This window comes from Stappia sp. TSB10GB4, assembly GCF_900185745.1.
Taxonomy (GTDB): domain Bacteria; phylum Pseudomonadota; class Alphaproteobacteria; order Rhizobiales; family Stappiaceae; genus Stappia.
On sequence record NZ_FYAV01000049.1, the window covers coordinates 208567 to 233407 of the forward strand.

Sequence of the window (24841 nt, forward strand, 5' to 3'; positions counted from 1 at the left end):
CTGCGCGGCATCGCCGCGACGCGGATACGAGATTCACGTGAAACACCCGCGGAGGTCCGAGATCTCCGCGGGTGTTGCTTTTTGCAGGACGGGTGTTTCACGTGAATCAGGTCGATTCGGAGGTGCAACGATGGCAGGCGAGGGCGGGGCGGGCCCGGTGATCGAAACCGCGAGGCTGCTGTTGCGTCCGTGGCGGGAGGAGGACAAGGCGCCCTTCGCCGCGATGAACGGCGACCCTTGCGTGATGCGCTATTTTCCCTCGGTGCTCACCCGCGATGAGAGCGATGCGATGGTCGATCTGGCACGGGCCCGGGCGGCGGCGGATGGGATCTGTTTCCAGCCGGTGATCGAGAAGGCGGGCGGGTCCTTCATCGGTTTCGTCGGCCTCAACCGGCCGAGGCATCCGCTGCCTTTCCTGCCCTGTATCGAGATCGGTTGGCGGCTCGCCCGGTCGGCATGGGGACAGGGGTATGCCAGCGAGGCCGCGCAGGCATGGCTTCGATTCGGTTTCGAAACACAGGGTCTCGACGAGATCGTCTCCTTTACAGCCGTGCTGAACGCTCCGTCGCGGCGGGTGATGGAGCGGATCGGCATGCGGCGGGACACGGCCGCGGATTTCGCTCATCCGGCAATCGATGGCGCAAGCCCCCTATCGCCGCATGTGCTTTATCGCCTCGGCGTGAAGGATTGGGCCTCTCGCCGGGGCGGCGGATCTGGCAGCGCCGGCGACTGCCCGGACTGAGGCTGGGCCTTAATGTCGGGACGCGAAGTGGGCAAGCGCTGGTCCGACATCGGCGGCGCTGGTAAGCGGCGCGCTGCAGGCTCCCCGCCGGCAGAGATAGAGGGTGGGGCGCCCGGCGCGGGCGGTCTTGCCATGCAGCGGGTGGCTGGCCGGGAAATCGTGGCCGTCCGAAACTTCCAGGCGGATGATGGCGGGATCGGCCAGGCGGGCAACGGCCCGGCGCAACGCCATCGCGCACTCGGACCGGTCTCCCTCGAGCGGCGTCACCAGCACCGCGAGCACTGCGTTTTCGGCGGTGTCTAGGGCGCTCAACAGGCTCGCCGTGCCGAAGACGTTGCCGACGATGTCGGCGGCGAAACCGGCAAGGATCGCCTCTGAGGTCTCCGCCAGCCTATCGTCGCCGAGGAGGTGCGACAGGCGCAGGAAGGCCTCAGCCGCCAGCCCGTTGGCATTGGGAACGGCCTCGTCCATTGGCGAGAACGGCCGTATGATGATGTCGTTCGCCTCGCGTGAGGCGAGGTAGTAGCCGCCACCCTCATGGGCAAAGTCCCGATCGAGCCGGCGGCCGAGGTCGAGGGCGTCGGCGAGAAATCGATTCGCCTCCGACATGGACCACGAGGTTTCGGCGAGGGTGACGGCGGCCTTCATCATTGCCGCAAGGTCGCTGGCAAATCCCGGCCGGGTGAGGCGACCTCCGCACCAGGCGTGGGCGAGGCGACCCTCGTTGTCGCGCATGTGATCCATGACGAAGCCATAGGCATCGATGGCGAGCCGGCGCCAGGATTCACGTGAAACACCTTCCAGGCGGAAGAGATACTCGGCCTCCGCCAGCGCGGCGATGGTCAAGCCGTTCCAGTCGGCGAGGACCTTGTCGTCTCGCGCCGGGGGCACCCGGTTTTGACGGGCGTTGAGCAGCGCGGCGCGGGCGGCGGGATAGGGCGCGGCGCCCGCGCCTGGGCCGGCGCGCGGTGGCGACAGGCGGTTCGGAATGCTGGCGCCCTCGAAATTGCCACAGGCGCTGATGTCATAGGCCTGGCAGAAGGCAAGGCAGGCATCGCGGTCGAGGACCCTCGCCACCTGATCCGGCGTCCAGACATAGAAGCGGCCCTCCTCGCCCTCGCTGTCGGCATCGAGGCTTGCGGCGAAGGCCGGCCCGTTCATCATCTCCCGCTGCAGCCAGCCGACGGTCTCATCGAGTCGGATCCGGAACAACTCGGTGAGCGGTGGGGAAAGATCGGCGAGGGCGAGCGCGCGGGCGAGGTGAGCGATGTATTGGGCGTTGTCATAGAGCATCTTCTCGAAATGCGGCACCAGCCAGCGCTCGTCGACGGAATAGCGGGCAAGGCCGCCACCGACATGATCGTAGATGCCGCCGTTGCTCATGCGCTCCAGCGTCAGCACGCAGGCATCAAGAGCCTCGGCAGAGCCGCTGCGCAGGGCCGCGCGCCAGACGAGTTCGCTGACGCAGGCCTGGGGAAATTTGGGTGCGCCGCGGATGCCGCCATGCGTCGTGTCGTAAAGGCCGGCGAGGCGCAGGCCGGCGGTGACGGCAAGGTCCGGCGGCAGAGCGCCGGCCGCTTGGGGGTGGGCCGCCGCCAGATGGCTCATCAGGGCCTTGCGGTTGGTCTCGATTCGGCTCCGATCCATTCGATAGGCATGATTGATCGCCTCCAGGACCTCGATGAAACCAGGCCGCCCCCAACGAGAGGTTCTTGGGAAATAGGTGCCGCCCCAGAAGGGCTCTCCCTCGCTGGTGAGGAACATCGTCAGCGGCCAGCCACCCTGCTGGCCAAGGGCATGCAGCGCGGTCATGTAGATCTGGTCGATGTCCGGGCGCTCCTCCCGGTCGACCTTGATATTGACGAAGAGGCGGTTCATGACCGCGGCGACGTCCGGATCTTCGAAGCTCTCATGGGCCATGACATGGCACCAGTGGCAGGCGGCGTAGCCGACCGAGAGGAGGATGGGCTTGTCGGCGGCGCGGGCCTCGGCCAGCGCTTCCGGTCCCCAGGGACGCCAAGCGACCGGATTGTCCTTGTGCTGCAGCAGATAGGGGCTGGTGGCGCCGGCCAGACGGTTGTCGGTCATGGGCCTCTCCGATATCAGGGCGTGGCAGGCTCCGGCCGGGGAAGCGGGCGGAGCCGATGATGGTTGTTGAGGAAAGGCTAGGTCAGTCGATGTCTGGAGCCAAGGGAAAGCGGATGGGGGGAGGCAATGAGACGCTGCCCGGACGCGCTACGATCTTTGCCCTGTCCAGCGGGGCGGTGCCCGCTGGTGTGGCGGTGATCCGCCTGTCCGGAGAGGGGACCCGATTCGCCCTCGAAACGATGTGCGGGACCTGCCCGGCGCCGCGCCGCGCCTCCGTGCGCGAGCTGCGCCGGCCGGCGGATGGCTCTGTCCTCGACCGGGCGCTGGTGCTGTGGTTTCCCGGCCCCGCCAGCTTTACCGGAGAGGACGTTGCCGAGTTCCATTGCCATGGTGGACGCGCGGTGGTTTCCGCGGTGCTGGAGGTGCTTGGCAGCCTACCGGGATGCCGGCCGGCCGAGGCGGGGGAGTTTACCCGCCGGGCTTTCGACAATGACCGGATGGACCTGCTTGAGGTCGAGGGCCTCGCCGATCTGATTGCGGCGGAAACGGAAGCGCAGCGGCGGCTGGCGATGAGCCAGGCCGGTGGCGCGCTGGCGGCGGTCTATGACGGCTGGCGCGGTCGGCTGACCCGCGCGCGGGCTTTGGTGGAGGCGGAGTTCGATTTCGCCGACGAGGAGGACGTGCCCGACCATGTCTCCGTCGTGGTGTGGGAGGAGGTTGCTCGCCTGCGCGAAGAGATCGCCGGGCATCTTGCCCGGTCGCAGCGGGCCGAGCGGCTGCGCGGCGGCGTCCAGGTGGTGCTGCTCGGTGCGCCGAATGCCGGCAAGTCGAGCCTTTTGAACGCGCTGGCGCGGCGGGATGTCGCCATCGTCACGGAAGAGGCGGGAACCACCCGCGACGTCATCGAGGTGCATATGGATCTCGACGGTTATCCGATGACGTTGGTCGATACTGCGGGGCTGCGCGAGGCGGCGGGACTGGTCGAGCGGGAGGGCATCCGCCGGGCGCTTGCGCGGGCCGAGGATGCAGACCTGGTGCTGTGGCTTGTCGCGCCGGAGACGGACCCTTCCAGCGGAGAGCCATCTCCGCCGCCGCATGCAATGACTGCCCTCTGGCGGATCGAGACCAAGGCCGATACGGGAACGGGGTGGCCGGCGGCAGCAGCGGGGGAGCGAGACTTCCGCCTGTCCGTGCGCAGCGGCGAGGGGGTCGATGCGCTCCTTGCTGCGCTGGTGACGTTTGCGGCACAACATGTCGGCGGGGTGGACGAGCCGCTGGCCGCGCGGGAGCGGCACCGGCGGCATCTGGAGGACTGCCTGGCGGCGCTTGGTGAGGCGCTGGCGGAGTGCCGATCGCTGGAAATCCGCGCCGAGGACCTGCGGCGGGCTGGGGAGTCGCTGGGGCGGATTGCTGGACGCGTCGGCGTGGAGGACCTGCTGGACGTGATTTTCCGAGAATTTTGTATCGGGAAGTAAACGAGCGTTTCACGTGAAACAGCGGGAATCGAGGATCGATTCAAAACCGTAATGAAGACTCATCCGAAACGGATGTCAGACAGAGGCCGGTAACGCTGCTTATCTTTGACCGCTGCGCCGGTTTTCGGGTATCACCGGCCGCAAGAGGTATTCACGCAAGGCGGATCGCGGACCTTTCCCGTGTCGCCTGCAGGCCCCGAGCGCGATCTTCGCCGGCGCGGGCAGAGGCTGAAAGCACATGACCAGGACAAAGGGCGGCAATGTCGCCAAGCCTGTCTTCGATGTGATCGTCATCGGCGGCGGCCATGCCGGCTGCGAGGCCGCGAGCGCCAGCGCACGGCTGGGCGCCCGCACTGCGCTGGTCACGCATAGCTTCTCCACCATCGGCGTGATGTCCTGCAACCCGGCCATCGGCGGCCTCGGCAAGGGACATTTGGTGCGCGAGGTCGATGCGCTGGACGGATTGATGGGCCGAGTGGCCGACCGGGCCGGCATCCAGTTTCGTCTGCTCAACCGGCGCAAAGGCCCGGCGGTGCGCGGGCCGAGGGCTCAGGCCGACCGCAGGCTCTATCGCGAGGCGATGCAGGAGGCGATCCGCGAGACCGCCAATCTGGAGGTCGTCGAGGGGGAGGCGGCGGAGCTGACGGTCGAGGCCGGATATGTCGGCGGGGTGGTGCTGGCCGACGGGCGGCGGCTGGTCACCGGCGCGGTGGTGCTGACCACCGGCACCTTCCTGCGCGGGGTCATTCATATCGGCGAGCGCAAGATCGCCGCCGGACGGGCCGACGAGGCGCCGTCGAACCTGCTGTCGGCCTCGCTGCTCTCGCATGGGTTCGAGCTCGGCCGGCTGAAGACCGGCACGCCGGCTCGGCTCGACGGCCGCACCATCCATTGGGGCCGGCTGGAGGAACAGAAGGGCGATTCGGATCCGGAACCATTTTCGGAGCTGACGAGCGCCATCATCACGCCGCAGGTGTCCTGTCACATCACCCGTACGACGCTGCGGACCCACGAGATCATTCGCGACAACCTGCATCGCTCGGCGATGTATTCCGGCGAGATCGTCGGCCGCGGGCCGCGCTACTGTCCTTCGATCGAGGATAAGGTGGTCCGCTTCGGCGATCGCGACGGCCATCAGGTTTTCCTGGAGCCGGAAGGGCTGGACGACTCGACGGTCTATCCGAACGGCGTCTCGACCTCGCTGCCGGAAGATGCGCAGCTTGCCTTCCTGCGGACCATTCCGGGGCTGGAGGATGTCGCCGTGCTGCGGCCGGGCTATGCCATCGAATACGACCACATCGATCCGCGGGAGTTGGGTCGTACGCTCGAGACGCGCCGGATCGGGGGCCTGTTCCTGGCCGGCCAGATCAACGGCACGACAGGTTACGAGGAAGCGGCCGCGCAGGGGCTGGTCGCGGGGCTGAACGCGGCGCTGAAGGCGGGCGGCCGGGCGCCCGTCGTCTTCGGCCGCGAGAAGGGCTATCTCGGGGTGATGATCGACGATCTGGTGACCTGCGGCGTCAACGAACCCTATCGGATGTTCACCTCGCGGGCCGAGTACCGGCTGTCGTTGCGGGCGGACAATGCCGACCAGCGGCTGACGCCGATGGGCACGGAGATCGGCTGCGTCTCGGCGGAGCGTGCCTCGCGGTTCGAGGCAAAGTGCCGGGATCTGGCGCGGGCACGCGAGGTGCTCTCTGGCCTGGTGCTGACCCCGGAGGAGGGGCGACGCGCCGGCCTGCCGATCAACCAGGACGGGGTGCGGCGCTCCGCCTTCGAGTTGCTGTCCTACCCCGATATCGACCTCGACAAGCTGGCCGTCGTCTGGCCGCAGGAGATCGGAGCGCTCGCCCCGAAGATCGCGGCGCAGGTGGCGATCGACGCGCTCTACGCGGTCTATCTGAAGCGGCAGGAGGCGGACATCGATGCGTTGCGCCGCGACGAGGATCTGCTGCTGCCGGCTGGCCTCGACTATGCGCGGGTCAAGGGCCTGTCCAACGAGGCGCGGCAGAAGCTGGAGGCGGCGCGCCCCGAGACGCTGGGCCAGGCGGCACGCATCGACGGAGTGACGCCGGCGGCGCTGACGCTGCTCTTGTCGCATGTGCGCAAGGCGGAAAAAGCGACCTCGCGCGCTGGCGGCCGGGAGGCCGTGGCATGAGCCGGCCGGCGCGGCTTGCCGTCGAGGACGGCCCGGAGGTGCTTCACGGAATTTTCGAAGTTTCACGTGAAACAGTGGAGCGCTTGACCACTTATGTGAATTTGCTGCTGCACTGGCAGAAGGCGCAGAACCTGGTGGCGCCGTCGACCCTGCCGGAGGCCTGGCGGCGGCATGTGGCCGACAGTCTGCAGGTGGTGGCGATGCTGCCCGATGCGGCGCGTTGGGCGGATCTCGGCAGCGGCGCCGGCTTTCCCGGACTGGTGACGGCGATGGTGCAGATGGAGCGCCTGCCCGGTGCGCATGTGCATCTGATCGAGAGCAACAGCCGCAAGGTTGCCTTCCTGCGCACGGTGATCCGCGAGACGGGCTGTCCGGCGACGGTTCATGCGGCGCGTATCGAGGACGTGTCGGGGGACCTGGCCGGCGAGGTCGAGGCGGTGTCGGCGCGGGCGCTGGCCGATCTTTCCGAGCTGCTGGCCTATACGGAGCCCTTCTCGAATCACGGCGCACCTGCGATTTTCCACAAAGGAAAAAATTTCCGCGACGAGGTCGCGCGTGCCGCTCACGCTTGGGAGTTCGATCTGGTAGAAAGGGAGAGCCTCATCGATCCCGACAGCCGGCTCCTCAAGATCACGGGGATCCGGCCGCGCGGTGCGACAGGGAAAGGCCAGACCGGATGAGCATGCTTCCTCAGTCTCCGCGCGTCCTCGCGCTCGCCAACCAGAAAGGCGGCGTCGGCAAGACGACCACCGCAATCAATCTCGGGACCGCGCTCGCAGCGATCGGTGAGCGGGTGCTGGTCGTCGATCTCGACCCGCAGGGCAACGCCTCGACAGGCCTCGGCATCGACCGGCGCAGCCGCGACATCTCGACCTATGACGTACTGATCGGCGATTGTTCGCTGGCCGAAACGATCCAGGACACGGCGGTGCCGCGCCTGTGGGTGGCGCCGTCCACCATGGATCTGCTCGGCGTCGAGCTGGAGATCGCCAGTCGCCCGGATCGGGCGCACCGGCTGCGCAAGGCGATCCATGAACTGGCGGGGCAGGGGCGCCAGGCGGCGCCGGCGGACTTCACCTATGTGCTGATCGACTGCCCGCCCTCGCTGAACCTGCTGACGATCAACGCCCTGTCGGCCAGCCACTCGATTCTGGTACCGCTGCAATGCGAGTTCTTCGCGCTGGAGGGCCTCAGCCAGTTGCTCAGCACGGTCGAGCAGGTGAAGGCGGCGCTGAACCCGGAACTGTCGATCCACGGCATCGTTCTGACGATGTATGACAGCCGCAACAATCTCTCGGCCCAGGTGGTCGCCGACGTGCGCGAGACCATGGGCGATGCGGTCTACGAGACGATCATTCCGCGCAATGTGCGGGTGTCCGAGGCGCCGTCCTACGGCAAGCCGGCGCTGCTCTACGATCTGAAGTGTTCGGGCAGCCAGGCCTACCTGCGGCTGGCCTCGGAGATCATCCAGCGGGAGCGGACGCTGCGCGGCGTCGCGGCGTAACGATTCGGATGCGCAACGGTGCGCGCGGCCGACAACAAGAACAGGCAGTGACGATGGCGGATGACGACGGTGGAAAGAAAAAGCGGCTGGGCCGGGGGCTCGCCGCGCTGATCGGCGAGGTGGGGACGGAACCGCCGGCGGATCCGCGGCCACCCCGCGACACGCGGCGGGTGCCGATCGAGTTCCTGACCGCCAATCCGCGCAACCCGCGCAAGACCTTCACCGAAAAGGATCTGGAGGATCTGACCAATTCGGTGCGCGAAAAGGGCATCGTGCAGCCGCTTCTGGTGCGTCCGGTCGCCGGCCGCGACAACGCCTATGAGATCATCGCCGGCGAGCGCCGCTGGCGGGCGGCGCAGCGGGCGGGCCTGCACATGGTGCCGGTGGTGGTGCGCGAGGTCACCGATCAGGAAGCGCTGGAACTCGCCATCATCGAGAACGTGCAGCGCGCCGACCTCAACCCGATCGAGGAAGGGCTCGGCTACGATCAACTGGTGCAGGACTTCTCCTATAGCCAGAGCGAGCTGGCCAAGGTGATCGGCAAGAGCCGCAGCCATGTCGCCAACACGCTGCGCCTGCTGAAACTGCCGAATTCGGTCAAGGACTATCTGGCGGAAGGCCTGCTGACCGCCGGTCACGCGCGAGCGCTGATCACCGCGGAAGATCCGGCGGCGCTGGCCGAATTGATCGTCGAGAAGGGGCTGAATGTTCGCGAGGCGGAAAAGCTGGCGCAGGACCCGCAGGCACTGACCCGCTCGCGCGCTGCGAAGACGGAAAGGCCGGACAAGGACGCGGATACCAAGGCGCTGGAGAAGCGGCTGACCGATACGCTGGGGCTGAAGATCGCCATCGCCCACAAGCCGGACAAGGGCGCCGGTGAGCTGAAGATCAAATACGCTTCGCTGGAGCAGCTCGACGAGATCTGCCGGTTGCTCGGCGTCCAGGGCTGAACGATCGATTCGGCTGCGGTCCGATCCCGCTGACCTGCGAAGCGAAGCCTGGCGGCGCCCCGAACGTCAGCGGGTCTTGCATTTAACTCATTGATTTTCAAATCATAATGGAGATTGTTCCACCTCCGGTGGAGGTCTTGCGTCAGTCGGTGTCGACCGCCTCGTCGGCTTCCAGGATGCGCCGCAGACGGGAGAAGGCAAGGCGGATGCGCGATTTCACCGTGCCGAGCGGCAGACCGGTTTCCTCGGCGATCTGGCTGTGCGACAGGCCGGAGAAGAAGGCGCGGCGGATCAGGTCGGCCTGCTCCTGCGGCAGCGCCTGCATGGCCTCGCGGACCCGATCCTCGCGCTGACGGGCGTCGAGTTCCTCGTCCTGGTCTTCCGGCGCGGGGGGGCGCAGGGTCGGGTCTTCGGCATCGATGAGGGCGGAGCGGTCGCGTCGCAGGGAATCGATGCGCCGATTGCGGGCGATGCGAAACAGCCAGGTCGCGGCGGTGGCCCGGCTTGCGTCAAAAAGTCCCGCCTTGCGCCAGAGGGTGATCATCACCTCCTGGGTCAGCTCCTCGGCAGTCGCGGCATCGGAGCCGAGCCGCATCAGATAGGACTTGATGCGCGGGGCGAAATGGTCGAACAGCGACGCGAAGGCAGTTCGGTCGCGATCTCGGGCCACCTGCAGGATCAGAAGCGAGAACCGGTCCTCAACGGCCACGATCACGCAGCTCCCGTCCGCATCGAAGGGATGCGCATCCGGTGTGTCGGGTCGGTCTGGTCCATGTGTCCTTCTTCGTTCGAAACTGCGAGGCGGTTCGGGGAGGCCCCCGGCAGGCGACGTCGGCAACTGTCCAAATAGCCCATGTCGCGCGTCCCGTCGACGTGCGCGTGCCGCTGCGACGCGCTCCTGCAACATCAGACCGGGCCGGGCGGTTTCGTCAATCCCCGGAAGGGGTAAAGACAGCTTGGCAAAAGTGTCACACTCTTGCCCGATTTGTACCGGCAGCGTGCGCCATCCAGCGATCGTAGCGGGTTTGCGAAGCCGTCTGACGGCTTTTCGAGAATATCAACCCTTTCGTAACCTGCTGGGCGATAACCTTAAGACAAGGTGACGATTGCTCAGCAAATTCGATCCATTCCGGATGGTTAGCAGTAGCGGTTTAGGAGATGATGCAAGCAAGAACGCTCTTCCCGGCTCTTCTGGCACTCGTCCTCACGGGTGTGTCGGCGCACGCCCAGACGCCGACCCTTGTCAGTCAGCACAATAACTGGGACGCCTATTCCTATGGTGGTTCCAAGGGCAAGGTTTGTTATGCCTTGTCCAAGCCGACCAAGCTCTCGCCGAGCGATCGCAATCACGGAGACGTGTTCTTCTTCGTGTCGAACCGACCCGGCGAGAACGTCAACAACGAACCCAGCGTGATCGTCGGCTATGCCTTCAAGGAGCAGTCGTCGGTGTCCGTCGACGTGGATGGCCAGAAGTTCACGATGTTCACCAAGAACGACGGCGCCTGGATGGCCAATGCGACCGAGGAGCGTCAGCTCATCGCCGCGATGAAGGCCGGTCGTGGCATGGTCGTTACCGGCGTTTCAGCGCGCGGCACGCAGACCACCTACGACTTTTCGCTGTCCGGCGTGACGGCGGCGATCACGGCGGCGGATCGGGCCTGCCAATAAGGCCCGCCGCCACGCGCTGATCGCACCCCGGGATCTGCTCCCGCCGAGCCTGCGCTGCGAAGCGGAGCGGCTTCGCGCGGGGCGCATGTGCTTTGGGGCTCACAAACGGCCCGGCTTGCTGTATAAGATGCCGTGATCCGAACCGTCCCGCCCCGACAAGGCGCGGGACGGTTCGGGCTTTTCGGGCGGTGGCCGCATTGGCGCCGCCTTTTCGGCGTTTCCCTTTCGGGATTCGTTCTTTCGGGGTTTGCCCTTTGGGAATTTGCGCCGGGCGGCGGTTTGAACTGTGCCCCGCAAGGCCGCGGCGCCCCTGTCTCACGGACCGACGACATGAGCCTGATGCAGCACGACTCCGCAACCAGCAGCCTGATGGCCGCTCCGGCACCGCAAGCGCGACCTGCGGCGCCGGCGGGCGAGGACAAGCCGGTTCTGGTCGGTCTCGACCGGGAGGAACTGGCCGAGGCGCTGGCCGGCATCGGCGTGCCACAGCGGCAGTTGCGCATGCGCGTTGCCCAGCTCTGGCACTGGCTCTATGTGCGCGGCGCGTCCGACTTCGCCGAGATGACCAATATCGCCAAGGACCTGCGCGCACAGCTTGCCGAGGCCTTCAGCATCCGCCGCCCCGAAATGGTGTCGGAGCAGATTTCCAGTGACGGCACCCGCAAGTGGCTGTTCCGCTTTCCCCCGCGCGGGGCCGGGCGGCCGGTCGAGATCGAGACCGTCTATATTCCCGAGGAGGGACGCGGCACGCTCTGCGTCTCCTCGCAGGTTGGCTGCACGCTCACCTGCACCTTCTGCCACACCGGCACCCAGCGGCTGGTGCGCAACCTGACGGCGGAGGAGATCCTCGCGCAGATCCTGGTCGCTCGCGACCGTCTCGGCGACTTCCCCAAGGGCGAGACGCCTGCCGGGGCGGCGGTGCCGAGCGAGGGCCGGCTCGTCACCAACATCGTGATGATGGGCATGGGCGAGCCGCTCTACAATTTCGACAATGTCAAGAAGGCGCTGCTGATCGCTTCGGACGGGGAGGGGCTGTCGCTGTCGAAGCGGCGAATCACCCTGTCGACCTCGGGCGTGGTGCCGATGATCGAGCGCACGGGCGCCGAGATCGGCTGCATGCTGGCGATCTCGCTGCATGCGGTGCGCGACGACTTGCGCGACGAACTGGTGCCGATCAACAAGAAGTGGAACATCGCCGAGCTGCTCGATGCCTGCCGGGCCTATCCGGGGCTGAACAATGCCCGCCGCATCACCTTCGAATACGTGATGCTGAAGGACGTCAACGACAGTCTCGCCGACGCGCGCGAACTGGTGCGCCTGCTCAAGGGCATTCCGGCGAAGATCAACCTGATCCCGTTCAATCCCTGGCCGGGCTCGCCCTACGAATGCTCCGACTGGGAGCAGATCGAGGCCTTTGCCGAGGTGGTCAACCGGGCGGGCTATGCCTCGCCGATCCGCACGCCGCGCGGCCGCGACATCTTCGCCGCCTGCGGCCAGCTCAAGTCGGAATCCGAGCGCATGCGCGCCCGCGACCGGGCCGCTGCCGAAACCGCTGCGAGCTAGGCGATGATCGACGGCGGCAAGCTTCTTGCCCAGTGCATCCGGATCGTCGTGGGGCTGGTTCTGGCCTTCGTGGCCGCCGCCGCCTTCGTCGCGTTCGGCCTCTTGCGCGGGCTGCAGGATCCCGCCGGCGATCCGGTGGTGATCGGCCTCAGCTTCGGCTGGTCTCTGGTCGGGGCCAGCCTCATCGGTGGACTGGCCTTCGCCCCGGCGCTGGCCGCCGTGGTGCTGGCGGAGGCGTTGCGGCTGCGCGGAGTGGTCTTTCATCTTGCCGCTGGCGGCGCCATCGCGACCGTCCTGTGGTGGTCCGGCGAGGGCCCGGCCCACTTGCAGGCGGATGTCCGGCCCGGCACGATCGTTGCTGCGGCGACGGGCTTCCTGGCGGGCTTCGTCTATTGGGTGGTCGCCGGGCGCCAATCGGGATGCTGGCGGATCTCGGCGCGGGACGTGCGCGAGGACTGACGCCGCAATCGGTTTTTGATCACATCGCCTTCAATCACACCGTTTTTAATCACGCCGTTCTCAATCAAACTGGCAGGCCGCGCGCCGCGCGGCGCGCGCGGACCTGGCGCAGGGTCGGCAGGGCGGGCGACGTCCTCGCCGTCTCGTCGATCAGCCGGTCGGAGGTGTCTTCGATCGTCTCGACCATATGTGTGTGGAACGTCTCGATGTCGAGGCCGGGTGCGATCGGCGGCAGGAACTCGACAAGCACGGTGCCGGGATAGAGTCGCCAGCCGCGGCGCGGCCAGAACAGGCCGGAATTCAGCGCCACGGGCAGGACCGGCGCCTCCAGCGACCGATAGAGATGGGCGACGCCGTGCTTGTAGCGCGGCTCCTCGCCGGCTCCTCGCCGGGTGCCTTCCGGAAAGATCAGGATCTGCCGGCCTTCGGCCACCGCCTCGCGGGCCCGCTGGGTCATGGCGGCCAGCGCCAGGGCGCGCTTGCCCCGGTCGACCGGGATCTGGCGGAATTTCGCCGTGTACCAGCCGAAGATCGGAATGTAACGCAGCTCCCGCTTCAGCACATAGGTTGGCGAGGAGAAGAGCGGCAGAAGCGCAAAGGTCTCCCAGGCCGACTGATGCTTGGCGGCGACGATGCAGCCGCCCCGCGGAATGTTCTCCAGCCCGCGGAACTCGACCTTCATGCCGACGATCCATTTCAGCAGGAACAGCTCGACCCTGGCCCAGAATGGCACCAGCGGCCAGCCGCGCCGCCGCGGCATCAGGAAGACCGGCAGGCCGGCGATCATCAGGACCAGGGTGCTGATGTAGAATAGCGCCTGAAACAGCAGCGAGCGAAGAAGCAGCATCGATCTCAACCGGTTGCGGTGTGGAACTACCGGACGCGCCGCAAGCGGCGCCCGCCAGGATCCCGTGCGACTTGCCTCCGACGCAAGCCGCATGGACGGCACCGTTACGGCGCCGACGTTTCCATAACCGCGATCCGCAGCCAGGCAAGCAGATATTTCAGGTGCTCGCGCGCCAGCAGCAGCGCCGTGCGCGGCTCTTCATGCCAGCGCTCGGGGGCGAGATCGGCTGTCTGCACCGGCACGGGCACGAGGTCGAAGTCGCTCATGGTCGAGCGGAGCTCGAGCAGGGCGCGCGGCATGTGATAGGCGCTGGTAACGACGAGAAGACGGGCAAAGCCGTTCTCGCGAGCCCATTTCGCCGTCTCGGAGGCGTTTTCCAGGGTGTTGTTGGCGTTCCTGTCGAGGTCGACGCAACAGGAGAACAGCGACAGGTCGCTGGCGGTGGAGATGACGATCTGCTGCGGCGTGGTTTCGGGATGGACGCCGGAAATCAGCAGGCGCTCGGCATTGCCGGCCTGCAGCAGGGCCAGTGCATGCTTGACGCGCTCGCTGCCGCCGGTAAGGACGACGATGGCGTCGGCGCGGGCCGCGTCGTTGCTGTCATAGCCGGCGACGGTGGCGGCGAAGCGCAGGAAGGAGCCCGCATAGAAGCCCAGGCCGGCAACGAGAAGGCCGCTTGCCAGGATGCGCAGCAACCGTCGGCCGCGCGAGCGGGCTCGCCCGTCTGCCGGCGGCGTCGCCCCGGCCGTCCCACCGGCCGTGGTCTGCTGGTCGTCCTGCGAACTCATCGGCTGAGCCTGCCCCTCGGCCTTCCTTTCACGCGGTCTGATATCCGCCCGGTCGGCGGATGCAAGAGGGCGAATCGCCTGCATGCGTCTCTCGGCTAACTAAGGCGCAAGCCGGCCGGTTTTTCCACCCCCGCGCGGTACGGTCGGACGGGGCAAAGGTGGCCGGTGGCCGCTGCGCTGGTTCACCCCGCATGGCAGATCTTCGCGGCAGCAAGATGTTGCAAACGCGGCACGGCAATGGGCAGGCACGGTATCGGTCTTTCCCGGGCAGCTTCAGCGCATCATTGCGGCGAAAGCACGCAGCGAGGCGGCAAGGCGGCGGCGCAGGCCGGCGGCCCGGCGGCGGACGGCGGCCGAGAGCCGGTCATAGCCGCCGCGCCAGCGCCGGGCGCGGGCTTGGGCGCCCGGCAGCCGCCAGAGCAGATGGCGAACGCCGAGGATGACCAGAAGGGTCAGGCACCAGGAAATCAGCGTGTCGGACAGGAAGTGGCCGCCGAAAGCGACGCGGTTGGCGGACAGCACAAGGACCAGCGGCAGGATCACGGCGAGGACAGTGCGGCGCCAGGCCGGGGGAGCGAGAATGGCAAGGGTGATGAGCCAGAGGCTGGAGGAGGCCTCGCCGGAGACGAAGGAGCAGTTGCTGCCGCAATGGTCGCTGATCCGCCAGACGCTCACATAGGGCGCGTCCCCGCCGAACAGGTCCACCGCATTGGGGCGCGGCCGACCCCAGTTGTCCTTGAGGAGGGCGTTGACCAGCAGGCCGGGGCCGAGCGCCAGGGTCGACAGCAGGAAGACGGGCGCCCGCAGCGGCAGGCGTTCGGGCAACGGGCCGGCGACGAAGGGCCACAGGAGGACGGCAAGACAGAGGCCGGCGATCAGCTTGACGAGGAAGGGGCCGAGCTCGCGCAGGCGCTGCAGGAACGGGTCCTGCGCCAGGATGAAGCCGGCGTCGGGATGGTGGAAGAGCCGGGAGGCGGCGATATCGAGGCCGGGGAAGGCAAGGAAAAGGCCGGTGACGATGAGGAGACAGGTGCAGACGACAAGGGCGAGGGCGCCCGTTTCGCCGGCGGCAAGGCGCGCCGGGAAGCGGAAGCCGCGCGAGGCCGTGGAGGGGGGGGTGTCGGTCATCGCGCCTGCATTAGCGGTTGTCTTGCGGGTCCGGTTGAGGGGTTATAGCGATCTGGCTCCTCCTGTCCAAGGGCGGCGCCGTGCCGATGCGGCTGCCGGTCGCAGCCGCCGCGAGGAAAGGAAGCCGTCATGTCGCGTCCGATCGTCCAGTTCTGGTACGAGTTCGCCTCCACCTACAGCTATCCGGCCGCCATGCGGATCGAGGATCTGGCGGAACGGCGCGGCGTCGAGCTGCGCTGGCGACCGTTCCTGCTCGGTCCGATCTTCGCGCAGGTCGGCTGGACCACCTCTCCCTTCAACCTGCTGCCGGCGAAGGGGGCCTATATGTGGCGCGACTTGGAGCGGATCTGCTCTGCCGCGGGACTCCCGTTCCGCCGGCCCGAGCCGTTTCCGCAGAACGGCCTCAAGGCCGCACGCATTGCCACGGCGCTGGCACCGGAGCAGGTGGCGCGGTTCTCGCGGGCGGTCTATCTGGCGCAATTCGGCGAAGGCTGGCGGATCGACAATGAGACGGTGCTCGCCACTCTGGCCGCCCATGCCGGGGCGGAGGCGGATGCGATCCTCGCGCGTGCCGCCAGCGACGACGTCAAGGCACGGCTGCGCGGCAGCGTCGAGGAGGCGAAGAGGCTCGGCATTTTCGGCGCGCCGAGCGTCACCTGTGCGGATGGCGAGCTGTTCTGGGGCAACGATCGGCTGGAACAGGCGTTGGACCATGCGCTGGACACCCATGCGGCCGGCTGAGCCCCACCTCGTGCACCCGGCGGTGCCCCGGTTGCCCGCGGCCATGGCCGCGACATCTTCCCGCCACCATTTTCGGCAAGATGACAGCATCCCGGGAACGGGAACGAGGATCGGAAGGACGTGTCCCGCAGCGATGGCGATACGCAGTGACAATGCAATGGCGGCAGGATCCGCGCCGCGCGGCGCGGACCGGCTTGCCTTTGCCCTTGGACTTGCCTGTGCCTTGGGGCTGGCTGGAACCCTTGCCGGAGCGTTTGCCGCGGGACCTGCCTTCGCCGAGGGGCGGGACGGTCTTCCGGACGCCTGCCGGAACACGGCGGGCGACGAGATCCTGGACGCGCGCGCCGAACCCGGCGAGCCGCATGTGTGGCGCAGCGCCAGTGGTGAACTGCTGCGTCAGGCCGAGCTTGTCATGGTGACGGATGAGGCTCCAGCCACCGGTCAGGCCGGCGCGCGGTTGCGCTTCGTGGCGCTTGGCGAGGGGACGGATCGGTGGGAGCGCCGCTCCGGCCATCTGGTGCTCGATCCCGGCGAGCGGTGGCTCGCCCGCGAACTGGTGCGCGCCGGACAGGCGATCGTCGGTCCCAGGCTTGCCGGGCGCGACTGTCTCGAATACCTGCTGCGCGAGGAACAGACGGCACGCCGTCGCAAGGTCGGTCTCTGGCGGCACGAAAGGGTGTGGTCGGCGCATGACCCGGACGTGCTGTTGGCCGAGCGCAACGGCCGCTATACGTTGGTGTCCGGCCGCGTGGCGTCGGTCGGGGAGACCCGTTCGATGATCTACCTGAATTTCGGCGGCCGCTGGAGCCGCGATTTCACCGCGACGATCCGCGCGGAGCGCAAGGCTGTCTTCGCCGCCGCCGGGCTTGACCTTGCGTCTCTTGGCGGGGCAGCTATTCGCTTGCGCGGGATGATGCGGCAGTCGGGTGGCCCGTCCATCGATCTGGAGCATCCCGCGCAGATCGAGCGGCTCGACAGGAATGGCGATCAGCGGTGAAGAGGCTCTTCAGAACAGCAACGCGTCCGGACCGATCCCGGCGGCCGCGCCCCCTGCGGCTCGCGGCGGCGCTGGCCTCGGCGCTGCTCCTGTCCGCGTGCCAGTTTTCCGGCACCACCCCGATCGAGATCGGTACGCCGGCGCCGGGCAGCCTGCGGCCGGGAGTTGCCTCGGATCTGGGCGCGCGGGAACACCCGCGCGTGGTGGCGACTTATGGCGGCGTTTATGAGGATCGCGGGGCGGAGCGCGCCGTGGCGCAGGTGGTCGGCCGGCTGGTCGAGGCATCCGACGACCCGTCGCAGAGCTATCGCATCACCATCCTGAATTCGCCGGCGGTCAATGCCTTCGCGCTGCCGGGCGGCTATCTCTATGTGACGCGCGGCCTGCTGGCGCTGGCGACCGATACGTCCGAGGTGGCGGCGGTGCTGGCGCATGAGATGGCCCATGTCACGGCCAATCACGCGATCAAGCGTCAGCAGCGAGCCGAGGCGACCGAACTGGCCGGGCGGGTGCTCGGCAATGTGGTGCGCGACCCCGACCAGCAGCGCGCGGCCATCGTCTCCTCGCAACTGTCCTTCGCCCGCTTCTCGCAGATCCAGGAACTGGAGGCCGATGCCGTCGGTGTCCGCACGCTGGCCAAGGCGCGCTACGATCCCTTCGCCGCCGCGCGATTCCTCACCGCCATGGGCCAGTTCGCCGCCTTCCAGTCCGCGCAAGGGGCGGGCAAGGGCGCGCCCGACTTCCTGTCCTCGCATCCGACGACGCCGGAGCGGGTGCAGACGGCGGTGCGCGCGGCGCGGCAGGTCGGGGCTCCCGGTCTCGGCGAGCGCGACCGCGATGCCTATCTCACCAAGATCGACGGCATGCTCTACGGCGACGATCCGCTGGAGGGCTATATCCGCGGACGCTCGTTCCTGCACAAGGCGCTGGGCATCAGCTTCACCGCGCCGCCGGGCTATGTGCTTGAAAACTCCCCGGAAGCGGTGCTCGCCAGCAATCCGAACGGCACGGCGCTGCGCTTCGACGGCGCGGATCTGACCGATTTCCCCTCGCTCACCGCCTATATGACCAGCGGCTGGATCAACGGTCTGATCCGCGACAGCGTGCGCGAGGAAACGGTGAACGGGCTGCCGGCGGTCACGGCTTCGGCGGTGACCGAGGGCTGGTCCTTCCGCATCGCGGTGGTCCGCATCGGGCGTACCGGCTACCGCTTCATCTTCGCCTCGCGAGCCGGCGGCGAGACGTTTACCCGCGACTACGAGGCGACGATCAGGAGCTTCCGGCAGCTCACGCCGACGGAGATCGCGCGGCTGCGGCCGCTGCGCATCAAGGTGATCCGGGCCGATGCCGGCGATACGCCCGAGCGGCTGGCGGTCGGCATGAGCGGTATCGAGCCGGCGCGCCGGCTGGAGCTGTTCTCGATCCTCAACCAGACGCCGCCGGGCGAAGTCATTCCGGCCGGCACGCCGCTGAAGCTGGTGGTCGACTAGGCGGAGGCGAACCGGGCAACGGGAGACGCAGATGCAGCAGCAACATGCAGGCGGATGCCTGTGCGGCAATGTGCGGTTCGTGGCAAGGGGGCGCCCCTATCGCGTCGGCCTGTGCCATTGCCTCGACTGCCGCAAGAGCCATGGCGCGCTGTTTCATGCCTCGGCGATCTTTCCGGCCGATGCGGTGACCACCGAGGGCGAGACCGGCGACTATCAGGGCCGGTTCTTCTGCCCGCGCTGCGGATCTCCGGTCTTCGGGCGCAGCGGCGACGAGGTGATGATCAATCTCGGCGCGCTCGATGCGCCCGACCAGTTCACGCCGACCTATGAATTGTGGACCGTCCGCCGCGAGGCGTGGCTCCCGGCGTTTCCGCTGAAACACCGCTACGAGCACGACCGTCCAGACGACAGCCGCACCGGGGATTAGACAGCCAAGCGCGTCATCTCCCTGCCGCTAACCGCCGTCGACCTTGGCGTAGGGCTGCTGCTGGTGGCCGGCGAGATAGGCGAGGGAGCCGAGGCCGGAGGCGATCTGCTTGGCGGCCTTGAAGGCGCGGCGGCGCCCGCCCTCCGGCGAGACGGCAAAGCTTGCGGCGGCCGGCACGAACAGGAACGTGCCGCCGACGATACGGCCTACGCCCTTCAACAGGCTGCGCAGGGCGGCTTTCTTCTTGCCGGCGCGCTTTTCGTGCAGGCGCGAGATGTTGCCGGCGACGCGGAAGGTACGGCTGAGCTGCCAGCGCAGGGTGGTGCGGTTGACCGGGACGAGTTCCTCCGCCAAGGCGTCGGGGATCCAGACGATGCGCCCGCCGGCATCGTGGACGCGGGTGAAGAAATCCGTATCGCTGCCGCCGGTAAAGCGCATGGACCCGTCGAAATGCAGGCCGAGGCCGCCGGCCTCGCGCGAGCGGAACACCTTGGTGTCGACCAGCGTGTTATGGCCTTCCGCCTTGGTCAGCACCGTGCCGGAGGGGCGCTTGTTGACCTGCGTGGGCACCATCCATGAGGGCGTTTCGGGTGGCCAGGTGTAGAGGACACGGCCATAATGGACTTCGGCAGGGAGGGCGCGGGTCGCCTCGACCATCGTCTCCAGCCAGCCGGCATGGGCGATCTCGTCGTCGTCGATATAGAGCACCCGGTCGAATCCGGCGTCTTCGGCAAAGGTGCCGCAGCGGTCGCGCGCGAAGGGGATGCCGAGCTCGGGCTCCAGCACATAGTGGATGGTCCAGCCGGTCTCGGCCGCGACCTCTTCCGCAACAGAGCGCGACGTCTCGCGGTCATGGTTCTCGACCACGACGATTTCGGCTCGGACCCAGTCCGGCACGGCCTGTGCGCAGACGGAGGCAAGGCAGGCCCGCAGCATCTTCGGCCGTTCTCTCGTGCAGATGGCAACGCAGAGTTTCATCAGCGCGCAGGTCCCCGTATCCCGGCCCGAGAAGGGCCTGTTCCCGTCAGGGGAGTACCTGTTTCTCAGAGCAGAATCCAGCCGGCGGGAAAGAGTTCGTCGACATAGACCCGGCGCAGCTCGTCGCGGGCGAACCACTTTCGCGGCGCGATGACGTTGCGGTCCGGGTTGCGACTGAGCCACGCGCCCCACCAACTGAAGCTCGAATTGGCGATGACATGATGGGCGCAGCGGCTCATCAGGTGAAGATCCTGCTCGCGGCTCTGGCCCTCGATCAAGATGCGGCGGGGCAGGTCGCGCGTCAGATCGTCGGCAGCCGAAATGTCGTCGGAAAAGACCAGCCACGTCGCCTCCGGCACCAGGCGCGCCATCAGCCCGGCCGCGCGGCTGTAGTGCTCGGTGCCGAGCAGGCCATGGGTGGCCGTGGTCTTTGCGTTGGCGGCGTAGTCGCCGCGCCGCACATGCAGGCACACGCTGGTGGGCAGGTCGGCGAGCGCAAGGCGGGCAGGGTCCAGGGTCGCGGCGACGTGGTCGAGCGAGAACAGCGCGCGGATGTCATCCCGGCAGTCGGCGAAGAACTGCTCCGACTGGAAATATCCGGACAGATAGGTGCCGGGGCCGAGGCCGGAAAAGCCGTCGCCGTGGCAGAAGTCCTTCTGGACATAGCGCGGACCGGCCCACAGCTTCTGCCGCTTCTTGCCGCTGCTGCGCCCCAGTGCGCCCAGCACGCGCGCCTTCAGCGAGGTCGTGTCGGGCTGCCAGATCCGTGGCGTGAGGCCGAAAACGTCGAGGCCGAAGGCGGCATGGGCCAAGTCCAGCTCCAGCGGATCGACGAGCAGCTCGACGCCGAGGCGCTTGGCGAGCGCATGGCCGGCGGCATATTGAAACATCTGGTTGCCGAGCCCGCCCCAGATCCGGACGCAGACCGGGGCGCGGTCTTGCGCCATTTCCGTCTCCGTCCGTTTCGTGCTCCCGGCCGCCATCTCTCGCCCCACTGCTGCTGCATCGCTCTTGTTAGTCGGCATCGGGACGTCGAACAAGCGGGCTCCTACCAGGGATGTATCTCGCCGTTCCATTGCAGGAAACTGCCGGTGTCCGCCATCGACAGGCGGGTGGCGACGGAAAAGATGCCGGCGGCACTCTCCTGCGGGTCGATCTCGGCGCTGCCGCCGCCCATGCTGGTGCGCACCCAGCCCGGATGCATCACGACGACGCAGATGCCATCCGCTTCAAGATCGATGGCCAGTCCCTGCATCGCCTTGTTCACCGCCGCCTTGGAACTGCGATAGGCGTAGCTGCCGCCTCGCGGACGGGCGAGCGATCCCATCTGGCTGGAGATCGTGACGATGCGCGGATTCGCCGCCCGCCGAAGCTGCGACCGCAACGCCACTGCCATGCGCATCGGCGCCAGCGTGTTGACCTGCAGCTCGCGCTCCCGGGTGGCGAAGTCGAGATCGTCGAGCGCCTGGTGCGGATTGAGCACGCCAGCATTGTTGATCAGCAGGTCGACGGGCGCCTCGCCAAGCGCCTCGGCAAAGGCGGCGACGGATCCGGCATCGGTCACATCGAGCGGGTGGACGGTCAGGCGATCCGGATGGCCGGCCGCGAGGTCGGCCAGTGCCATGGCGCTTTCGGGCGCACGGCAGGCGGCATGGATACGCCAGGCCCCGTCGGCGAGGAAACGGCGCACGAGCTCCAGTCCGATGCCGCGATTGGCGCCGGTGACGACGAGTGTGGAGGTGGCAGGGGAGGTCATGGGCAGGACTCCGGCTGGCGGCGCTGCGCGCGCGGGCGAGACGATGACAGGCTTGGTAAACGCGGCTACAAGGTCGCGCAAGCAGGCGTTGGCCCCAACGGTCGGCGCAGGAGGCCTTCAAGACGGATTGCAGCGATGAGCAGCGAGCGGATAGCCCCTTTCCTCGGAACCTGGATCCTTGATCTCGACGAGAGCGAATTCGATCAGAGCGAGTTGCCGCAAGCCGCTACCTGCCGAATCGAGGAGGAGTTCGGCCTGGTGAGCATCCGCATGTCGATCCTTTCGGCGAGCGGTGAGGAGATCGGCGGCGAGATCACCGGTGTGCCCGGTGCGCCAGGCGCGCGCCTGTCGGAAAGCGGGCTCGCCGACAGGCTGCTGCTCTATTTCGAGGACGAGTACACGCTCACCTCGGAAGCGAAACGCGGCGATCTCACCTTGATGACGGCCCGGAGACGGCTTTCCGATGACGGGCAGAGCCTGGAGGTGGAGCAGAGTGTGGTGGTGCCCGGCCAGGGGCCGGTGATCAATACCGGCATCTATCGCCGCGCCCAGTAGCAGCGGCAGCATCGGCGCGGTCAGATCAGGTCGGGCCAGCGCATCAGGGCGAGAATCGCACCCCAAAGCAGCAGCGACAGCAGGCCGGCAAGGCGGAAGCGGGAGATGGTGCCGCGCGAATCAACCTGATCGAGCAGCCGCCAGGCCGGAACCAGACGCAGCAGCAGCGCGTTGACGGCCAGCGCGGCCAGCAGCCCGGCCTTGACCTGGAACGCAGGATCGGCAGCGACCGCGAACGGGCGTGTCGACATCAGCGCGATTCCGCTCGCCAGCGCAAGCAGAAGGCCGACGAGGGCGGTCTGGCCGAGGACGCGGGCAAGATCGGCCAGCGGCGCATTGCGCCAAAACCCGATCAGCCGCAGGTTGAGCGGCAACAGGGCGCCGACCAGCACCAGCGCGCCGAAGAGGTGTACAGCGGCGGCGGCTTCGCGCAGCTTCGCCGATCCCGCCATGGTGCGGGCAAGCTGCGACGAGCCGAGAAACTCGAGAAGCGGGGCGATGTCGGGCATGTCCCTTTCCACTTTCCGCAAGACCGTCGATCCTTCGCAATAGCCTGATTCCGTGTCCGGGTCCTGTCGACGGACGGGATTTCGGCGGGCGAGGGCGATTTTTGTTGCAAGGCCGGGCAGGGCGGATACGCATCGAAGGTTGCAATAGACCTCTGACCGGCAGTCGGACGAAGCGGAGGACTGGCGATGAACGTGCTTTCGCATGTGCGCCCAGGCGACGAGATGGCGGCAACGCGGATCTATGCGGCCGGCCTGATCCAGAAGCTGCGGCCGTTTTTCGGCAGCGTCGACGCGGCGGCGGAGTTTCTGGCACCGCATCTGCAGCGTGATCGGGGTGTGATCGCGCTGGTCGATGGCCGGGTCGTCGGCATTGCCGGCTATCGTCTCGACGGCCACGGGCTGTTCGAGCCGAAGTGGCGGCATTTCCGCAGGCGTTTCAGCCTGCTCGGTACGGCGATCCGGATGACGGGTCTCGCCCTGCTCGACAAGGAGGAGCAGGAGGATGTACTGCCTATGGGCGGGATCGCAGTGGCCGAGGAGGTGCGTGGCATGGGGGTTGGCAGTGCGTTGCTGGCGGAGATCGTCGCCATTGCCCGGCGCGCGGGCAAGCGCGCGGTGCGGCTCGACGTCGTCGACACCAATCCTCGGGCGAAGGCGCTCTATCTTCGCCGCGGCTTCGTCGTCGAGGGGCGGCGCCGGCTCGATCTGCTGCGCCCGGTCTTTGGCTTCGCCACCGTGACGGTCATGCGGTGCCATCTCGATAGGGATACGGGATCCGTATGAGCGCGGCGGATGAGGAGGCGACCTGCGGACAGCCGCAAGCGGCAATCGCGAGAGCGCCCGGCCAACTGGCGCCGGAGGCGGCCGAGCGCGTGCCGCAAGCGCTGGACCGGGCGGCGATGGCGGTGGTGCTGCTGCTCGTCGCGGTCTTTGGGCTGGCGCAGGGCCTGACCTATCCGTTGCTCTCGTTCATCCTGGAGCGGCAGGGAACCCCGGCCTGGCTGATCGGCAGCAATGCCGCGATGATGGCGCTAGGCCTCATCGTCTCCGCCCCCTTGGTGCCACAACTGGCGATCCGCTTCGGCGCGGCGCGGCTGGCGATCGCCTCTGCGCTGCTGCTGGCGGTGCTGTTCGCGCTGATCGGCGCGGTGCAGTCGCTGTGGCTGTGGTTTCCCGCCCGCTTCCTGCTCGGCGTTGGCATCAACGGGCTCTACATCTCCAGCGAGACCTGGGTGAACCAGTTGGCGCCCGACCGTATCCGGGGCCGCATGCTCGGCCTCTATGCGACGTCGCTGGCCGGTGGTTTCGCGCTGGGTCCGACGACGCTGGCGGTGACCGGCACACAGACCCTTGCACCCTTCGTCGTCTGTATTGCCGTCTGTCTGATCTGCGCGGTGCTGATCGCCTCGATCCGCCACCGGCTGCCGCGCTTTGCCGCCGGCGAGAGCGGGTCGATCCGCATGGTCGCGCCACTGATCCCCTTCCTGCTGGTGGTGACGGGCATTGCTGCCGCCTTCGACCAGGCGATCCTGACGCTGTTTCCGGTCTACGGTCTCGGCCATGGCCTTGACGAGACCTCTGTGGCGACGGCGCTGGCGGTGCTGATCGTCGGTAACATCGTCTTCCAGGTGCCGATCGGCACGCTCGCCGACCGCTGGGGGCCGCGCCTCGTCATGGTGGTGCTGTGTCTGCTGACCATTGCCGGCGCGATGCTGCTGCCGGCGCTGATCGACACGACGTGGCCGCTGTGGGCGATGCTCTTCGTCTGGGGCTCCTCGGCCTATGGCGTCTACACGATCGCGCTGATGGAGCTCGGCCGCCGCTTCACCGGCGCGATGCTGATCGCCGGCAATGCCGGCTTCGCCGTGATGTGGGGCGTTGGTGGCTTCACCGGACCGGCGATTTCCGGTCTTGCCATCGATTTCGTCGGTCTTTCCGGCTTGCCGATGCTGCTCGGCGGCGTCTATGTGCTGCTGCTGGTCGCGACGTTGATGCGGCGGCGCCCGGCCTGAACGGTC

Annotated in this window: 25 protein-coding genes; 16 read left to right on the forward strand and 9 right to left on the reverse strand. The window is 67.6% G+C overall.

The features are described from left to right. Positions 1 to 130 precede the first annotated feature (130 nt). On the forward strand, positions 131 to 742 hold the full coding sequence (locus TSB10GB4_RS12395) for a GNAT family N-acetyltransferase (protein WP_186396004.1): 612 nt from the start codon (positions 131 to 133) through the stop codon (positions 740 to 742). Between the two features lie 9 nt (positions 743 to 751). Here the strand turns inward: TSB10GB4_RS12395 and TSB10GB4_RS12400 are convergent, their stop codons facing one another. Then, the gene (locus tag TSB10GB4_RS12400) at positions 752 to 2830 is read right to left on the reverse strand and encodes a thioredoxin domain-containing protein (RefSeq protein ID WP_186396005.1); all 2079 of its coding nucleotides are present in this window, start codon (positions 2828 to 2830) and stop codon (positions 752 to 754) included. 113 nt (positions 2831 to 2943) lie between these two features. Here TSB10GB4_RS12400 and mnmE point away from each other — a divergent pair, with 113 nt between their 5' ends. The 5 genes from mnmE to TSB10GB4_RS12425 all read left to right on the forward strand — a co-directional run bounded on the left by mnmE (position 2944) and on the right by TSB10GB4_RS12425 (position 8917). Beyond that, positions 2944 to 4305 (forward strand): tRNA uridine-5-carboxymethylaminomethyl(34) synthesis GTPase MnmE, encoded by a 1362-nt coding sequence (mnmE, locus tag TSB10GB4_RS12405; protein WP_186396006.1) that lies wholly within the window; start codon positions 2944 to 2946, stop codon positions 4303 to 4305. Positions 4306 to 4543: 238 nt separating this feature from the next. Beyond that, a complete protein-coding gene (mnmG, locus tag TSB10GB4_RS12410) occupies positions 4544 to 6463 on the forward strand; it encodes a tRNA uridine-5-carboxymethylaminomethyl(34) synthesis enzyme MnmG (RefSeq protein WP_186396007.1) in 1920 nt (639 codons plus the stop codon). Continuing rightward, positions 6460 to 7143: a 16S rRNA (guanine(527)-N(7))-methyltransferase RsmG gene (rsmG, locus tag TSB10GB4_RS12415; RefSeq protein WP_186396008.1), complete on the forward strand. Its 684-nt coding sequence runs from the start codon at positions 6460 to 6462 to the stop codon at positions 7141 to 7143. Before mnmG ends, rsmG begins: the two co-directional genes overlap by 4 nt. After that, complete coding sequence (locus TSB10GB4_RS12420) at positions 7140 to 7967, forward strand: ParA family protein (RefSeq protein ID WP_186387742.1); 828 nt, start codon at positions 7140 to 7142, stop codon at positions 7965 to 7967. The genes rsmG and TSB10GB4_RS12420 overlap by 4 nt, the downstream gene beginning before the upstream one ends. A 53-nt stretch (positions 7968 to 8020) precedes the next feature. Beyond that, positions 8021 to 8917 carry a ParB/RepB/Spo0J family partition protein gene (locus TSB10GB4_RS12425; RefSeq protein ID WP_186396009.1) on the forward strand — a complete coding sequence of 299 codons (897 nt, stop codon included), beginning with the start codon at positions 8021 to 8023 and terminating at the stop codon, positions 8915 to 8917. Between the two features lie 142 nt (positions 8918 to 9059). Here the strand turns inward: TSB10GB4_RS12425 and TSB10GB4_RS12430 are convergent, their stop codons facing one another. Next, positions 9060 to 9626: a sigma-70 family RNA polymerase sigma factor gene (locus TSB10GB4_RS12430; protein WP_305849846.1), complete on the reverse strand. Its 567-nt coding sequence runs from the start codon at positions 9624 to 9626 to the stop codon at positions 9060 to 9062. A gap of 449 nt (positions 9627 to 10075) precedes the next feature. Here TSB10GB4_RS12430 and TSB10GB4_RS12435 point away from each other — a divergent pair, with 449 nt between their 5' ends. From TSB10GB4_RS12435 to TSB10GB4_RS12445, 3 genes are all read left to right on the forward strand, one after another. After that, positions 10076 to 10585 carry an invasion associated locus B family protein gene (locus TSB10GB4_RS12435; RefSeq protein ID WP_186396010.1) on the forward strand — a complete coding sequence of 170 codons (510 nt, stop codon included), beginning with the start codon at positions 10076 to 10078 and terminating at the stop codon, positions 10583 to 10585. A 369-nt stretch (positions 10586 to 10954) separates the two neighbouring features. After that, positions 10955 to 12148: a 23S rRNA (adenine(2503)-C(2))-methyltransferase RlmN gene (gene rlmN / locus TSB10GB4_RS12440; protein ID WP_244293068.1), complete on the forward strand. Its 1194-nt coding sequence runs from the start codon at positions 10955 to 10957 to the stop codon at positions 12146 to 12148. Between the two features lie 3 nt (positions 12149 to 12151). Beyond that, complete coding sequence (locus TSB10GB4_RS12445) at positions 12152 to 12607, forward strand: translation initiation factor IF-3 (protein ID WP_186396011.1); 456 nt, start codon at positions 12152 to 12154, stop codon at positions 12605 to 12607. Positions 12608 to 12671: 64 nt separating this feature from the next. Here TSB10GB4_RS12445 and TSB10GB4_RS12450 read toward each other — a convergent pair whose 3' ends face one another. From TSB10GB4_RS12450 to TSB10GB4_RS12460, 3 genes are all read right to left on the reverse strand, one after another. Next, the gene (locus tag TSB10GB4_RS12450; RefSeq protein ID WP_186396012.1) at positions 12672 to 13454 is read right to left on the reverse strand and encodes a 1-acyl-sn-glycerol-3-phosphate acyltransferase; all 783 of its coding nucleotides are present in this window, start codon (positions 13452 to 13454) and stop codon (positions 12672 to 12674) included. Between the two features lie 104 nt (positions 13455 to 13558). Next, on the reverse strand, positions 13559 to 14242 hold the full coding sequence (locus tag TSB10GB4_RS12455) for a YdcF family protein (RefSeq protein WP_186396013.1): 684 nt from the start codon (positions 14240 to 14242) through the stop codon (positions 13559 to 13561). Between the two features lie 273 nt (positions 14243 to 14515). Next, positions 14516 to 15370, reverse strand: a complete 855-nt coding sequence (locus tag TSB10GB4_RS12460) for a phosphatase PAP2 family protein (RefSeq protein WP_186396014.1) — start codon at positions 15368 to 15370, stop codon at positions 14516 to 14518. 129 nt (positions 15371 to 15499) lie between these two features. Here TSB10GB4_RS12460 and TSB10GB4_RS12465 point away from each other — a divergent pair, with 129 nt between their 5' ends. From TSB10GB4_RS12465 to TSB10GB4_RS12480, 4 genes are all read left to right on the forward strand, one after another. Further along, positions 15500 to 16111 carry a 2-hydroxychromene-2-carboxylate isomerase gene (locus tag TSB10GB4_RS12465; RefSeq protein WP_186387733.1) on the forward strand — a complete coding sequence of 204 codons (612 nt, stop codon included), beginning with the start codon at positions 15500 to 15502 and terminating at the stop codon, positions 16109 to 16111. A gap of 157 nt (positions 16112 to 16268) precedes the next feature. Then, positions 16269 to 17108, forward strand: coding sequence for a thermonuclease family protein (locus TSB10GB4_RS12470; RefSeq protein ID WP_186396015.1), 840 nt, complete (start codon positions 16269 to 16271; stop codon positions 17106 to 17108). After that, positions 17105 to 18598, forward strand: a complete 1494-nt coding sequence (locus TSB10GB4_RS12475; RefSeq protein WP_208984733.1) for a M48 family metalloprotease — start codon at positions 17105 to 17107, stop codon at positions 18596 to 18598. The genes TSB10GB4_RS12470 and TSB10GB4_RS12475 overlap by 4 nt, the downstream gene beginning before the upstream one ends. Before the next feature lie 31 nt (positions 18599 to 18629). Next, positions 18630 to 19025, forward strand: a complete 396-nt coding sequence (locus TSB10GB4_RS12480) for a GFA family protein (protein WP_186387731.1) — start codon at positions 18630 to 18632, stop codon at positions 19023 to 19025. Positions 19026 to 19052: 27 nt separating this feature from the next. Here the strand turns inward: TSB10GB4_RS12480 and TSB10GB4_RS12485 are convergent, their stop codons facing one another. From TSB10GB4_RS12485 to TSB10GB4_RS12495, 3 genes are all read right to left on the reverse strand, one after another. Next, on the reverse strand, positions 19053 to 20003 hold the full coding sequence (locus tag TSB10GB4_RS12485; protein ID WP_186396016.1) for a glycosyltransferase family 2 protein: 951 nt from the start codon (positions 20001 to 20003) through the stop codon (positions 19053 to 19055). A gap of 65 nt (positions 20004 to 20068) precedes the next feature. Continuing rightward, positions 20069 to 20950 (reverse strand): alpha-1,2-fucosyltransferase, encoded by an 882-nt coding sequence (locus TSB10GB4_RS12490; protein ID WP_186396017.1) that lies wholly within the window; start codon positions 20948 to 20950, stop codon positions 20069 to 20071. Between the two features lie 101 nt (positions 20951 to 21051). Then, positions 21052 to 21759 (reverse strand): SDR family oxidoreductase, encoded by a 708-nt coding sequence (locus TSB10GB4_RS12495; RefSeq protein WP_186396018.1) that lies wholly within the window; start codon positions 21757 to 21759, stop codon positions 21052 to 21054. Positions 21760 to 21894: 135 nt separating this feature from the next. Between TSB10GB4_RS12495 and TSB10GB4_RS12500 the strand changes: the two genes are divergently transcribed. Next, positions 21895 to 22314, forward strand: a complete 420-nt coding sequence (locus TSB10GB4_RS12500; protein WP_186387727.1) for a hypothetical protein — start codon at positions 21895 to 21897, stop codon at positions 22312 to 22314. 20 nt (positions 22315 to 22334) lie between these two features. Here TSB10GB4_RS12500 and TSB10GB4_RS12505 read toward each other — a convergent pair whose 3' ends face one another. After that, positions 22335 to 22823 (reverse strand): hypothetical protein, encoded by a 489-nt coding sequence (locus TSB10GB4_RS12505; RefSeq protein ID WP_186396019.1) that lies wholly within the window; start codon positions 22821 to 22823, stop codon positions 22335 to 22337. 186 nt (positions 22824 to 23009) lie between these two features. On the opposite strand from TSB10GB4_RS12505, the gene TSB10GB4_RS12510 reads away from it, so the two are divergent. Together TSB10GB4_RS12510 and TSB10GB4_RS12515 are read left to right on the forward strand one after the other, a co-directional pair. Then, positions 23010 to 23606 carry a GNAT family N-acetyltransferase gene (locus TSB10GB4_RS12510; RefSeq protein WP_186396020.1) on the forward strand — a complete coding sequence of 199 codons (597 nt, stop codon included), beginning with the start codon at positions 23010 to 23012 and terminating at the stop codon, positions 23604 to 23606. Then, a complete protein-coding gene (locus TSB10GB4_RS12515) occupies positions 23603 to 24835 on the forward strand; it encodes an MFS transporter (RefSeq protein WP_186396021.1) in 1233 nt (410 codons plus the stop codon). Before TSB10GB4_RS12510 ends, TSB10GB4_RS12515 begins: the two co-directional genes overlap by 4 nt. Positions 24836 to 24841 lie beyond the last annotated feature (6 nt).